This is a genomic window from Halopseudomonas pelagia CL-AP6 (genome assembly GCF_000410875.1).
GTDB classification, from domain to species: Bacteria; Pseudomonadota; Gammaproteobacteria; order Pseudomonadales; family Pseudomonadaceae; genus Halopseudomonas; species Halopseudomonas pelagia.
The window spans coordinates 287753-300101 of record NZ_AROI01000009.1 but is presented as its reverse complement, the minus strand read 5'-3'; the positions used below and the strand labels follow the sequence as shown (position 1 = coordinate 300101).

General features: G+C 59.9%; 13 protein-coding genes. 2 read left to right on the top strand and 11 right to left on the bottom strand.

Features of this window, described 5'->3' with window-relative positions; genetic code table 11:
- Positions 1-57: 57 nt before the first annotated feature.
- On the top strand, positions 58-396 hold the full coding sequence (locus K787_RS0108920; RefSeq protein WP_022962453.1) for a zinc ribbon domain-containing protein YjdM: 339 nt from the start codon (positions 58-60) through the stop codon (positions 394-396).
- 65 nt (positions 397-461) lie between these two features.
- On the opposite strand, the gene K787_RS0108915 is transcribed toward K787_RS0108920, so the two are convergent.
- The 4 genes from K787_RS0108915 to K787_RS0108900 form a co-directional block, all read right to left on the bottom strand.
- Complete coding sequence (locus K787_RS0108915) at positions 462-926, bottom strand: DUF3429 domain-containing protein (RefSeq protein WP_022962452.1); 465 nt, start codon at positions 924-926, stop codon at positions 462-464.
- A gap of 92 nt (positions 927-1018) precedes the next feature.
- Positions 1019-3043: a transglutaminase TgpA family protein gene (locus K787_RS0108910; RefSeq protein WP_022962451.1), complete on the bottom strand. Its 2025-nt coding sequence runs from the start codon at positions 3041-3043 to the stop codon at positions 1019-1021.
- The gene (locus K787_RS0108905) at positions 3040-3999 is read right to left on the bottom strand and encodes a DUF58 domain-containing protein (RefSeq protein ID WP_022962450.1); all 960 of its coding nucleotides are present in this window, start codon (positions 3997-3999) and stop codon (positions 3040-3042) included. Before K787_RS0108905 ends, K787_RS0108910 begins: the two co-directional genes overlap by 4 nt.
- Positions 3999-4916 carry an AAA family ATPase gene (locus K787_RS0108900; protein WP_022962449.1) on the bottom strand — a complete coding sequence of 306 codons (918 nt, stop codon included), beginning with the start codon at positions 4914-4916 and terminating at the stop codon, positions 3999-4001. The genes K787_RS0108905 and K787_RS0108900 overlap by 1 nt, the downstream gene beginning before the upstream one ends.
- A gap of 154 nt (positions 4917-5070) precedes the next feature.
- Here K787_RS0108900 and K787_RS0108895 point away from each other — a divergent pair, with 154 nt between their 5' ends.
- Positions 5071-5949 carry an alpha/beta hydrolase gene (locus K787_RS0108895; protein WP_022962448.1) on the top strand — a complete coding sequence of 293 codons (879 nt, stop codon included), beginning with the start codon at positions 5071-5073 and terminating at the stop codon, positions 5947-5949.
- On the opposite strand, the gene K787_RS0108890 is transcribed toward K787_RS0108895, so the two are convergent.
- The 7 genes from K787_RS0108890 to K787_RS0108860 all read right to left on the bottom strand — a co-directional run bounded on the left by K787_RS0108890 (position 5919) and on the right by K787_RS0108860 (position 12339).
- The gene (locus K787_RS0108890) at positions 5919-7364 is read right to left on the bottom strand and encodes a TAXI family TRAP transporter solute-binding subunit (protein ID WP_022962447.1); all 1446 of its coding nucleotides are present in this window, start codon (positions 7362-7364) and stop codon (positions 5919-5921) included. The two genes, K787_RS0108895 and K787_RS0108890, sit on opposite strands and share 31 nt — an antisense overlap.
- A gap of 476 nt (positions 7365-7840) precedes the next feature.
- Entirely contained in the window at positions 7841-8428 is a 588-nt protein-coding gene (locus K787_RS0108885; protein ID WP_022962446.1) for a HupE/UreJ family protein, read from the bottom strand.
- Positions 8429-8430: 2 nt separating this feature from the next.
- Positions 8431-9078, bottom strand: a complete 648-nt coding sequence (ureG, locus tag K787_RS22630; RefSeq protein ID WP_022962445.1) for an urease accessory protein UreG — start codon at positions 9076-9078, stop codon at positions 8431-8433.
- Positions 9079-9120: 42 nt separating this feature from the next.
- Entirely contained in the window at positions 9121-9801 is a 681-nt protein-coding gene (locus K787_RS0108875; protein ID WP_022962444.1) for an urease accessory protein UreF, read from the bottom strand.
- On the bottom strand, positions 9794-10294 hold the full coding sequence (ureE, locus tag K787_RS22625; RefSeq protein WP_022962443.1) for an urease accessory protein UreE: 501 nt from the start codon (positions 10292-10294) through the stop codon (positions 9794-9796). Before ureE ends, K787_RS0108875 begins: the two co-directional genes overlap by 8 nt.
- Positions 10295-10304: 10 nt before the next feature.
- Positions 10305-12005 carry an urease subunit alpha gene (gene ureC, locus K787_RS0108865; protein ID WP_022962442.1) on the bottom strand — a complete coding sequence of 567 codons (1701 nt, stop codon included), beginning with the start codon at positions 12003-12005 and terminating at the stop codon, positions 10305-10307.
- 28 nt (positions 12006-12033) lie between these two features.
- A complete protein-coding gene (locus K787_RS0108860; protein ID WP_022962441.1) occupies positions 12034-12339 on the bottom strand; it encodes an urease subunit beta in 306 nt (101 codons plus the stop codon).
- Positions 12340-12349 lie beyond the last annotated feature (10 nt).

The following is a 12349-nucleotide window of genomic DNA, read 5'->3' as shown; positions in this document are numbered from 1 at the left end:
TCATCATTCCGCGCAGGTTTTCCGTTCGCCTTTATGTAATCGAAACAAGGTCTCGCTATGACATTACCCCACTGCCCCGAATGCAACTCCGAATTTACCTATGAAGACGGCGAGATGTTCGTCTGCCCTGAATGTGCCAACGAATGGGCCAAATCTGGCGGCGACGAGACCGCCAGCACAGAAAAAGTGATCACCGATGCCAACGGCAATCCGCTCCAGGACGGCGACAGCGTGACGGTGATCAAGGATTTGAAGGTCAAGGGCTCGTCATTGGTGGTCAAGGTAGGCACCAAGGTCAAGAACATTCGCCTGGTGGACGGCGACCATGATATCGATTGCAAGATCGAGGGTGTTGGTGCAATGAAACTCAAATCAGAATTCGTCAAAAAATCCTGAGGGCTGCCTTGAGCACGGGGCCGGTGGCCGCGTGCTCAGTGGCATTCGACCTTCAATTGTCAGCTTTAATGGTCAACCCAGGTGGCCACCCAGGCTACTGCCAGCGAGATGGTCACGACGATGCTCAGCGGCTTGCGTAAGGCCGGATACCATACAGGCGCAAGACCGTGATTCACCGCCCACAGATCGGCGAAATACAACGCCCCGAAGGCCAGGAAGAACACTGGCAGGGCGAGATTGATCGGTAGACTGAGCGCAAACCAGCCTAACAACGGCGGTATGACCGACAACCCCAGTTGTATGGGTGCCTTATCGCTGGACTCTTCCGCACGCATAGCCAAGCCCCAGTGGATGGCACCCATAAAGGCGAGAATAACCGCAGCGTAGCTGAGCAGCTCCTCCATCACGCGGCTCCGCCACGCCTCGGGGATCACCCACAGACCCAATGCACCACCGATGAAGGGCGCTAACCCGGCCAGACCGAGAACGACGGCCAGAGGAGGTGGGCGAATTGCGCTGAAAGGATGCATGGGTACTCCATTGTATACTTCGGGCGTTGATTGTTGACGCCCGTGCGGCGGTTGCAGACATTATAGGCTGCGCCGGTCACCGGACAAACCCTCTATTCCAACAGGACACTCGCGCTAGCCGGACGTTTGCGCGGCAATTGGCGTAACAGCAGAGCGAGATGGCGATTCAATTTTGCCTGCTGCTGACGATTAGGTCGCGCAGCACCGAGTCCGTACATCTGCTGCACATACTCGTCAAAGAAGGCTGCCAGGACCTCACGCTGCGCGGGCAACGCAATAGCCAGTCGAGCTTGCCAGACCCGCGGCCCTTCGCCACGCAGCGCTCGCAGATGCAAGCGCGCAAGCCGCCGATCCAGTCGCTGCCAGGCCCGTTGCCGCGAATCACGGTGTTGGCGTCCAGGCCGCAGGGTCCACAGCGCCAGCGGGATCATCACAGCGGCTGCTGCCAGCAGCAGAATAACGCCTACTCTCTGCCAGTCAGTAGTGCCCAACCAGCGCTGAAAGAACGCCATCTGCCGCTCGCTCTCGAAGCCCAGAACGCGCAATTGCCATTGGTAGTTCAGATCATCCCAGCCTAGCCGCAGGGCGTTAACCCAGTTGATATTCCGGTAGCGCGCTGACGCCATCAGCGAGTCTTCCAAAAAACTGCCCTCGCCTTGCATCGCCGCTTGCAAGCCGCGCTCGATACGCTCCGGTGCCACTTGAAAGGTCGGATCAACCGAGACCCAGCCCTGCCCCGGCAGCCAGGCTTCGACCCAGGCATGGGCATCAAACTGATGTACCAGCACGTAGTTACCGCGCGGGTTCAGTTCGCCGCCCTGGTAACCCGCCACCACCCGCGCGGGAATGCCAGCAGCCCGTAGCACGAAGGTCATGGCGCCAGCGAAGTGCGCGCAAAAACCACGTTGGCTATCGAACAGAAATTCGTCATTGCTGTGCTGGCCAAGCGTGGGTGGCCGCAAGGTGTAATGGAACGGCTCGCGGTTGAAGTGCCGCAGCAGCGCCTGGAGCAAATCGCCGTCGTCGGGGTATTGGCGACGCAGTTCTGCTGCCCAGGCCCGGCTGCGCGGGTCGACGTCTTCGGGCAGACCGGTATAGAGCCGCCATTGCAGCGGGTCCAGCTCTTCTGCTTGCAATACGCTGTCAGGATAGGAGATGGCGGTATAAGTTGTGGTTTGGCTGATGGGACGCTTGGACTGCAACATGAAATCGCGGGTTAACACCAGTGCGTCATCTTCCGTCGTCGCGCCACGCAGACTGAAAACCCAGGGTTGCTGAGTCGCGCGCGTCATGACCTGATACTCCAATGCCTCGCCCTGCGGCGTCCAATCTCCAGGACTGCCACCGGATGCCAAACTGGAATGACTCCAACGCCGACCATCGAAACGGCTGAGCGTCAACGCGCGCCAATAGAGCTCGGAGTGCGGGGGAATGTCATCAGTAAAACTGGCGCGAAAGGCCAGCTCGCCCGAGCGCGCCAGATTGGCGATATCCGCCGGGGCCATGCTTTCGGCCAAGCCCGTGGCGGCGGACTGCCCCGGCGCATTGACCGACCACAGCGGGCCGATCCGCGGGAACAGCAAGAACAGGACCAACATCAGGGGGATGGCCTGCACCAGCAGCACAGCCCCGGTCTTGAAGGCACGGGCCGGATCGTTGCGCCCAGGAGTTTGATGCAAACCCACCAGTGCCGCCACCAGCACCAGCAGCGAGAAACACTGATACAGCGCCAACAGAATGCTTTGATCGAACAGGAACGCTGTAGCGACAATAAAAAAACCCAGGTAGATCACTACCATGGCATCCCGCGGATTGCGCATTTCCAGCAGCTTGAGCATGAACAGCAGCAACAACAGCAGCACAGCGGCGTCCAGGCCGATCAGAGTCCCTTGGGAGGTGAATACGCCGAGCACCGTCAGGCCGATGGCGGCTGCCTTGAACAGGGTCCCGGGGTAGCGCCAGCGCATGCGTTGAATTTGCACGCGCCACAGCGCGCAGCCCAACCAGAGCGCCGCCACCCAGATCGGCAAACGTGGCAACTGCGGCAGCAATACTACGATCTGCGCGGTCAACAGCCAGGCCAGACTATTTCGCGGGATCAAGGCATGCACTGTCATGCCGACCTCCCGTACAGTGCCAGCGCGCGCAGGCACTGGTCACGATGCATCTCACCCATCGCCGGGCCCCGGTGCACACCGGCCAATAGCAAACCATAAGGCCGCGACTGCTGCTCCAACTGCATGACCCAACCACAGAGACAGCTCAGACGCTGCTCCAGTTCCAGGCCGGGGGCCTGTTCCAGGTCAAGCCACAGAGTGTCCTGCAGGGGTTCGGCAAAGACCTTGCTATGCAAGCCTTGCCCGCGCGAATAAGCACGCCAGTCCAGCCGGCGCCGGGAGTCCCCGGGCTGGTAGTTGCGCAGCCCCTGAAAGTCATCCACGCCTTCGCCCAGCGGTTGGTCCCCGTCCCCATCTGCGGCGCCGCGTTTGGCCGGCAGCGGTATGTTCAAGGGTTTGGGATAGACCAGCACTTTCCAGTCCAGATCGACCAGACTCCAGGCCACAAACCAGCCTAGCGGATAGCGGGTTTCAATACGTAAGCGCCCAGGGCTGAACCAGCCGCGTTGCTCGGTCGGATGGTAGAGATCAACACGGGTGTCGCTATTCTTGCGCACATCCAGGCGCTGTGGCTGGGTGTGTGGCCAACTGAGTATCAGCCCCTGATGCTCATGACGTGGAGCCCGTAAGCGGATATGTAGCGGTGCCGCCTCCCCGGCAAAGACCGCGTGGCTGCCTGACGCATGCAGTTCCAGGCTCGCGAGGTTACGGTAGGTATGGTGCAGCGATACCCAGAACAAACTGCCAAGGATAAAGGTCACCGCATACACCAGGCTATTCTGATAGTTGATTGCGCCCATCAGCATGATGCCCAGCAACAACAGCAACCCGAGCCCGGCGCGCGTGGGTATGATAAAAATCTGCCGGTGATTCAAACGCACTTGCGATGCCGCCGGAATACGACGCTTCAGCCAGCGATTAAACAACCCGGTTGCGCGCCCACCCAGCAGCTTCATCAGACCGCCTCGACCTCATTGACCAGCCACTGTGCCAACCCACCTCCGCCGTGGCCGGCCGGGTCTTCGCTAGCGCGCAATCGGTGGCTGACAACCGAGGGCAGCACTGCTTGTACGTCTTCGGGTATCACGTAGCTGCGGTGCTCGAGCATGGCCCAGGCCCTGGCTGCCGCCAGCAGTCCGAGACTCGCGCGCGGCGACAAACCCCAGGCACAGACCTGGCTTTCACGCGTACGGTTTACCAGCCGCAGGATGTAATCGATGATCGCCGGGCTCGCGGTCACTTCCGGCACGGCGCGCTGCAAACGTTTCAGGTTCTCGCGGTTGAGGATTGGTTCTATGGCGTCGAGCCGCGTATTGCGGTCATCTCCCATAAGCAGAGACCTCTCCGCTGCCGGCGAGGGATAGCCCAGCGACAGGCGCATCAGAAAGCGGTCTAACTGCGACTCGGGCAGCGCAAAAGTGCCCGACTGGGAGACCGGGTTCTGTGTGGCAATCACAAAGAATGGATCGGGCAAAGGCCGGGTAGCACCGTCGACGGTCACCTGCCCCTCCTCCATAGCCTCCAGCAAGGCGCTCTGACTCTTGGGTGTGGCCCGGTTGATTTCATCGGCAAGTATCAGCTCGGCAAAAATCGGCCCGGGGTGAAACACGAACTGCGCGGTATTGCGATCAAACACCGAGGTGCCGAGAATGTCGCCGGGCAGCAGGTCACTGGTGAACTGGATCCGCTGATAACTCATGCCCATTACCCGCGCCAACGCCTGGGATAAAGTGGTCTTGCCCATACCGGGAAAATCCTCAATCAACAGGTGCCCCCGTGCCAGAATGCAGGCTACTGCGAGTTTGACCGCGTGATGTTTACCCAGCAGAACCTGATCTACTGCTGCCAATGCACGATTGAGCACATCCTTCATGGTTTCCCCTTGTCCACTCTTAACCGCTTATGCACGCATGTTAGGTTCTAGCTCGCCCACACGAAAGCGAAATGCAACGACTTGTAACAGCTTACGGTTTTTACTCTACAGCGCTTGCGGCATGATCAGCGCTAAGCCGTCATGGATACCTCGCATGTCTTCAATCAAACAAAGCCTGATTCTTGCCGCAGTGGCGTTGGCGCTAGCGGGCTGCTCGCCCCTGGCGCCACTGAACTTTGTCATCTCCGACAAGCATTACACCTTACTTGCCGATCAGGCCTACGGCGATAACGAGCGTCAGAAGCTGGACCTGTACTTTCCGCTGGAGAATGTACAACAAGCGCCGGTGGTGATTTTCTATTACGGCGGAAGCTGGCGCAGTGGCGAGCGCGGCAATTATGCCTTCGTTGGCGAAGCACTCGCCGCCCACGGCATGATTGCGGTGATCGCCGATTACCGGGTTTATCCGGAGATTGCCTATCCAGCATTTCTGCAAGACAGTGCGGCGGCGGTGGCCTGGGTCGAGAAAGAACGCGCCCAGTGGCAAGATGAGCCCCAAGCGCTGTTCGTTATGGGCCACAGCGCCGGCGCTTACAATGCGGCGATGCTGGCATTGGATGATCGCTGGATGGCCGAGCACGGCTTAACCAGTGACATCTTTAGCGGCTGGATCGGCCTATCAGGCCCCTATGACTTTATCCCGATTATTAACCCGCAAGTGAAACCGGTATTTCATCACCCGAACACCCCGGAAGATTCGCAGCCGCTCTACCATGCCAAAGCAGGCAGTTCGCCTGCACTGTTGCTAGCAGCCACACCGGATAAACTGGTAGACCCCGAGCGCAATACCCTGCAGCTGGCAGCCAGGCTGAAAGAGGCAGGAGTAAGCGTGCAAAGCGGTACGTTCGAGTCACTGAATCACTTCAGCATCCTGCTGGCGATGGCTCGGCCCTTTCAGGGCTGGGAGCCAATCATCCAGCAGGTACAGCAGTTCGTATTTGATCAGGCCGGCTCGCAAGCCACTGCTGATTGACCTGGCTCCGGCTCGGGGCGCATGGCCTTGAGGCGGTTGATCATATAGCGGATATGCAGGTGTAGCTCATACAACTCATGGGCATAAGACAAGGGCACATCCACGCGAGTCAGCTCATCTTCGAGGTTATGCAGACCCTGTATCTCCTCTTCAAGCCGATCCATGATCTGGTCCTTGACGATCAAATGGTCGATGCGCCGCAGCTGTTCATACCAGCGGTAAACCCGTGAGCGAATGCGCCAGATATAGATCGGCCCCATGCTGCGTATCAATGGCATCAAGATGACGATCAGCGGAATCACCAATACGATATACCGATCAACGATTGAGGCGATCCAGAACGGTAGATAACGCTGCAGGAAGGGCGTACCGCTCTCATGGTAATACTCGGCCTCCGCGCTCATATCCAGCTTCATCGGCAGGGCCGCCGGATACTGGCCTGGCGCATCCAGCAGATTGCCATCGCGCAACACTTCCTTGGCGGCGCTAAGTACCAATGCCGTCAAGGCTGGATGGAAATATTCATTGCCTACCAGGGTCGCAACCGGCGACAGCAGGCTGATATCCTGAGCGGGCACATTACGTTGAATGTCCAGTAGCCCCTCGGGAACAGTCAGATCCTCCAGATATGGCAGGCGCGCGGCAAAGGCCCGAGCCTGGCTCAAGTTGACCAGCTCGATACCCGGCTTGCTAATCAGCTCGCGAATCAGACTGTTGTCTGCTGGTAATACAAAAAAGGCAGCGTCAAGTTCTCCTGCGTACAAAGCATCTGCAGCGGCGCGGCCGGCCAGCGATTGCCACTGACCGTCGCCCTGGGAATCCCAACTGGCGGTATCGCCCTGCACCTCGAACAAGCTGCGTACCACCGCCCAGGTACCGCTGCCCGCGCCGCCCAGGGAAACACGGCGGCCGACCAGGTCGCTGAGGCGCCGAATCTCGGTATTAGTGTTGGCCTCGGTGCCCTTTGGATTATCGGTCGCGACCTCCACCTCCGGTGCCGAGCTAGGAGTAGAGATAGGGTCGGAATCAGTACGCTGAAAAAGCCACAGAGGTTCGTGGTAAAGGGTAGCCAGCCCCTCAAGCTGATCGCGCTGGCGGCGCTCGACAAGTTGCTCAATGCCGCTTTGGATAATACCCAGCTGGACATCGCCGGAGCCATCGGTAAGCCGTTCGAGATTATCCAGTGAACCGCGGCTGGTGTTGAGCTGCAACTCCAGCCCTTCTTCTGCCAGGCGCTCCTTCAGTGCCAATCCAAACTGATGATAACCACCGGTTTCGGCGCCTGTGGTCATGACCACAGTGCGCGGTGGCGCAGGATCAAGAAAACGAAACAGTACCCAGACGATCAGGGCCACCAGCGGGACTATCCATAGGTTGGCGCGAACAAACAGCCCGGCCTGTTTCAGAACATGCATGCGGATCCTCCGACGTTGTAATCTTGGTTTGAGTCTAAACGGCGAAAGAGTTCACGGCTATGTGCAGCGTCGCGCTGGTTTTTGGGCGCATTGGCGATGAAGGAGGTTCGGTGCTGCGGGGGGTTGCTTGGTAGGGGCGGAACGGGTCTTGGGGGATGCTGGTCTTGGTGGGAGCGGCGGCCTCGCCGCGAAGAGCCAGCAACGCATCAACCCCAGGTGAACGCGCTTACCAAAATGGATGATCAGATTCCTGTGGGAACCGCGGCCTAGACGCGAATTCGGTGTTAGCTGCATTCGCGGCGAGGCCGCCGCTCCCACCAAAACCAGCGCTCCCATCCAGACCCGCATCCCCACCAAAACCAGGGCCGCCATGGAGGCCGGCAGCCTCAGCAAGACCAGCCTCCCATCCAGACCGGCACCCCCACCAAAACCAGCGCTCCCGCGCTGGCAAGCATTCACGCCACAGGCAAGATCCGTTACATCCCGGCGGCCATGCTGATACCGACAGCTCCGATAACGGCGCCCATTACCCGCGAGACCACCGGCCAGGAGCGCTGCTGCAGCCAGGCACCAGCCAGCAGGCCGACCATGTGCAGGCCGGCAGTCGCTACGGCAAAGCCCAACGCGTAGGTCATGGCACTGGCTTGAAGCGGCATTTCCGCACCATGGGCAACGCCATGGAATAGAGCAAAGATCGATACCAGTGCGGCACTGATCGCCAGCGGCACCTGACGCGCCCAAAGCAGAAAAAGACCCAGCACCACAACAGAGGCAACAATCCCCGGTTCAACCCCAGGCACGGAAAGACCGAGCATGGCCAACGCGCCACCAACCAGCATCACCCCGACGAACAGCAGCGGCAGCATCCAGCGTGCCTTACCGCCCAATTGCGCGCCCCAAAGGCCAACCGCGAGCATCGCCAACAGGTGATCAAGGCCAAATAGCGGATGGCCCAAACCACTCATCAACCCGCTTACGTTCTCGTGCCCGGGATGCGCGTGGGCCAACCCAGGAATGGCGAACACGCCGACCAGCACCATCAAACGACTTGAAAACCCTTGCATGTTCAAACTCCTTTCGCCTGTTGAGTGTTCTCGGGCAGCGGCTTGAGCATGCCCTGACGAACGATAAAGGCAATGATGTCTTCGACACCTTTGCCGCTTTTCAGATTGGAAAATACGAAGGGCCGCTCGCCGCGCATTTTTGCTGCGTCACGATCCATGACATCCAGATCGGCGCCCACCAGCGGTGCCAGATCGGTCTTGTTGATAATCAGCAGGTCCGAACGGGTGATCCCCGGCCCGCCCTTGCGTGGAATCTTGTCGCCGGCGGAGACGTCGATCACGTAGAGCGTCAGATCCGACAACTCCGGGCTGAAGGTCGCCGCCAGGTTATCCCCGCCGCTTTCGACAAAGATCAGTTCGACTGCCGGAAAGCGTTCCTGCAGTTCAGCAATCGCCGCCAGGTTCATCGAGGCATCTTCACGGATCGCGGTATGCGGGCAACCACCGGTTTCAACACCCAGAATACGATCGGCTGGCAGCGCTTCATGGCGCAGCAGGAAGTCAGCATCTTCACGGGTGTAGATATCGTTGGTGATGACCGCCAGATCGTAATGCGGGTACAGGCGCTCGCAGAGTATGCGCACCAAGGCGGTCTTGCCGGAGCCGACTGGGCCGCCGATGCCGACGCGCAGGGCTGGTTTGGAACTCATTGTGGTACTCCTTAGCAAAGAATCGGGATAGAAAAAATCGGGTCAGGATCGAAACAATCGGGTGTATTGCTGTTCATGCCGGGCACTGGCGAAGGCTAGCCCCGGCAAGCCGGCGCCCAACTCCTCATCAGCCAGCTTTCCAGCTAATTCGACAATCGGCGGCAACCCCGGTAGCAGCCGGTCAAGCAAGCGCTGGGCGTCGGTCTGGCCCAATGGGATCAGTTTGGTCGCAGCGCCGGTCTGATTTTCCAGCCAGCTCCAGAGCACGCCTAGCGCCAGCGCGTTGGGTCCGGTGCGCCAGTGCTGTCCGGCCATGGCGAAAGCGCTGATCAGCGCCAAAGGCTCACCGGAGGGCCAATCCAGCGCCGCTGGAATCAGCAGGGATTTCATCAGACGCAGTAGCGCTCCGCCCTGCTGGCTGTCTTCCAGGTATAGCTCGGCGGTTTCGCGGCTGGCCAGCAGCCAATCGTTCCAGGCCGTAAAACCGTTTTCGTTCCGCTGCTCCAAGGCGGCGTACTGGCGCAACAGCACTGGGATATCCAGGCGTCCAAGCGATCGGGTGGCCAACGCCGTCAGCCAGCCGGCAGCGGAATCCAGGTCCGTTACCCAGTCCTGCTCGATCGCGTATTCCAGGCCCTGGGAATAGGCGTAGCCGCCAATCGGCAGCGCCGGACTGGCCAGTTGCAACACCCGCAAAAGCGCTGCATCGGCAATATCAGCCATGCTCGTGGCCACCCAGGCGCAAAAAAGGCGCCGCTTGCACTGGCCCTGCTGGCGTCGCGACGCTGTGGCCATGGCTATGGTAAGCGCCGGGCTCGGGATTAAACGGCGCGACGATTTCTTCCACGTCGAGACCAAAACCACGCAGCATGCTGTCCAGCACATGGTCGCGCAGGTAACGCAACTGGCCCGGCTGAATCTCCAACGGCACATGACGGTTGCCCATGTGGTAGGCGGCGCGTGACAGCAGCAATGCGTCATCGCAGAAGACCCTCGACAGCGATTCGGATGCCGCGTGAATCATGATCACACTACCGTCATCGCCCTGCAGCCGCTGCCCTTCGGCGAGTACGCGCCCGCGCGGCAGAAACAAGCCGATCTCGACGCCGCCCTGGGTCTGCGCGCGCAAGCGACTGCGTGTGCGCTTCTCGTAGGTCAGTTCAAGCACATGGTCGGCTGGGCCTGGTTCATCCAGCCATTGATGGCATTCGATCATTACGCACTCCCTAGAACAGATAATAACGCTGGGCCAACGGCAGGGATTCGGCCGGCTCGCACAACAGCTCAACACCATCAGCCTTGACCACATAGGTCTGCGAATCGACGCTGATCACCGGCTGGTAATCGTTAAGCTTCATGTCCGCCTTGCTGATGCTGCGAGTTTTGCTGACGGCTTCCAGCCGCCGGTTCAACCCGAGCTTGCCGGCGATATCGGCATCCAGCGCTGCCTGACTGACAAAAGTAATACAGGTGCTGTTCATCGCGCTGCCGAAGGCGCCAAACATCGGCCGGTAATGCACCGGTTGCGGGGTGGGAATCGACGCGTTGGGGTCACCCATCGGGGCCGCAGCAATGGAGCCGCCCTTGATGATCAGGCTGGGTTTAGTCGCAAAAAATGCTGGCTTCCATAACACCAAATCAGCCAGTTTGCCCACCTCGACCGAGCCGACCACATGGGAGATGCCCATGGTGATTGCCGGGTTAACGGTGTACTTGGCGATATAACGCTTGGCGCGGAAGTTGTCCGACCAGTCGTCGTCCTCAGGTAGCGGACCACGTTGCACCTTCATCTTGTGCGCGGTTTGCCAGGTGCGCGTGATCACCTCACCCACGCGGCCCATAGCTTGGGAGTCGGAGGAGATCATGCTGAAGGCGCCCAGATCATGCAGGATATCTTCGGCGGCGATGGTTTCGCGGCGGATGCGCGAGTCAGCAAAGGCGACGTCTTCGGCAATTGCCGGGTCCAGGTGGTGGCAGACCATCAGCATGTCCAGATGCTCATCCACGGTATTGATGGTGTAGGGCCGGGTCGGGTTGGTCGACGAGGGCAATACATTCGGCTCGCCACAGGCCTTGATGATGTCCGGTGCGTGGCCGCCACCAGCACCCTCGGTGTGGTAGGTGTGAATCACTCGGCCCTTGATCGCCGCCAGGGTATCTTCAACAAAACCCGACTCGTTCAAGGTGTCGGTATGGATAGCCACCTGCACATCGTAGGCTTCAGCCACACTCAGGCAGCAGTCGATAGCCGCTGGCGTGGTGCCCCAGTCTTCGTGCAATTTGAGGCCCATAGCCCCCGCTTCCAGCTGTTCTTCCAGCGCATCCGGCAGGCTGGCGTTGCCCTTGCCGAGAAAGCCCAGATTCATCGGGAAGGATTCGGCCGACTGCAGCATCCGGGCGATATGCCAGGCGCCGGGTGTGCAGGTAGTTGCGTTGGTGCCTGTTGCAGGACCAGTGCCGCCGCCGAGCATGGTGGTGACTCCGGAGGTGAGCGCCTCTTCAATCTGCTGTGGACAGATAAAGTGGATATGCGCATCAATGCCGCCGGCAGTGAGAATCAGGCCCTCCCCGGCGATGACTTCGGTACCGGGACCCACGATGATATCTACGCCGGGCTGAATATCCGGGTTACCGGCCTTGCCGATCTGGCTGATCATGCCGTTCTTGATCGCCACATCAGCCTTGATCACACCCCACCAGTCCAGAATCAGGGCATTGGTTATCAGGGTGTCCGGGGTCTCCGCGCGTACCCGCTGGCTTTGCCCCATACCGTCACGAATCACTTTGCCGCCGCCGAACTTGACCTCTTCACCGTAACGGGTCAGATCTTTCTCGACGCTGATCCACAGCTCGGTGTCACCCAGGCGTACGCGATCGCCCGTGGTTGGGCCGTACATCTCGGCGTAGGCTTCTCTGCTGATCTCCATCTAGCGCTCCTTATTCACTGTTCGCACTTCACAGGCTGCCCATTACCAGGCCGCGAAAACCATAGACCTTGCGCTCGCCGGCCAGGGCTACCAGTTCGATCTCGCGGCTCTGGCCGGGCTCGAAACGCACGGCGGTGCCAGCGGCAATATTCAGGCGAAAGCCGCACGCAGCGTCGCGATCGAAGTGCAAGGCGGCGTTGGTTTCCGCGAAGTGGTAATGCGAGCCGACCTGGATCGGCCGGTCGCCACTGTTGGCCACGCTGATGGTGATAGTCTCGCGCCCTTCGTTGAGCGTCAGGCTACCGGGGCGAGTCTGGATTTCTCCGGGAATCATGGTCAGCTCC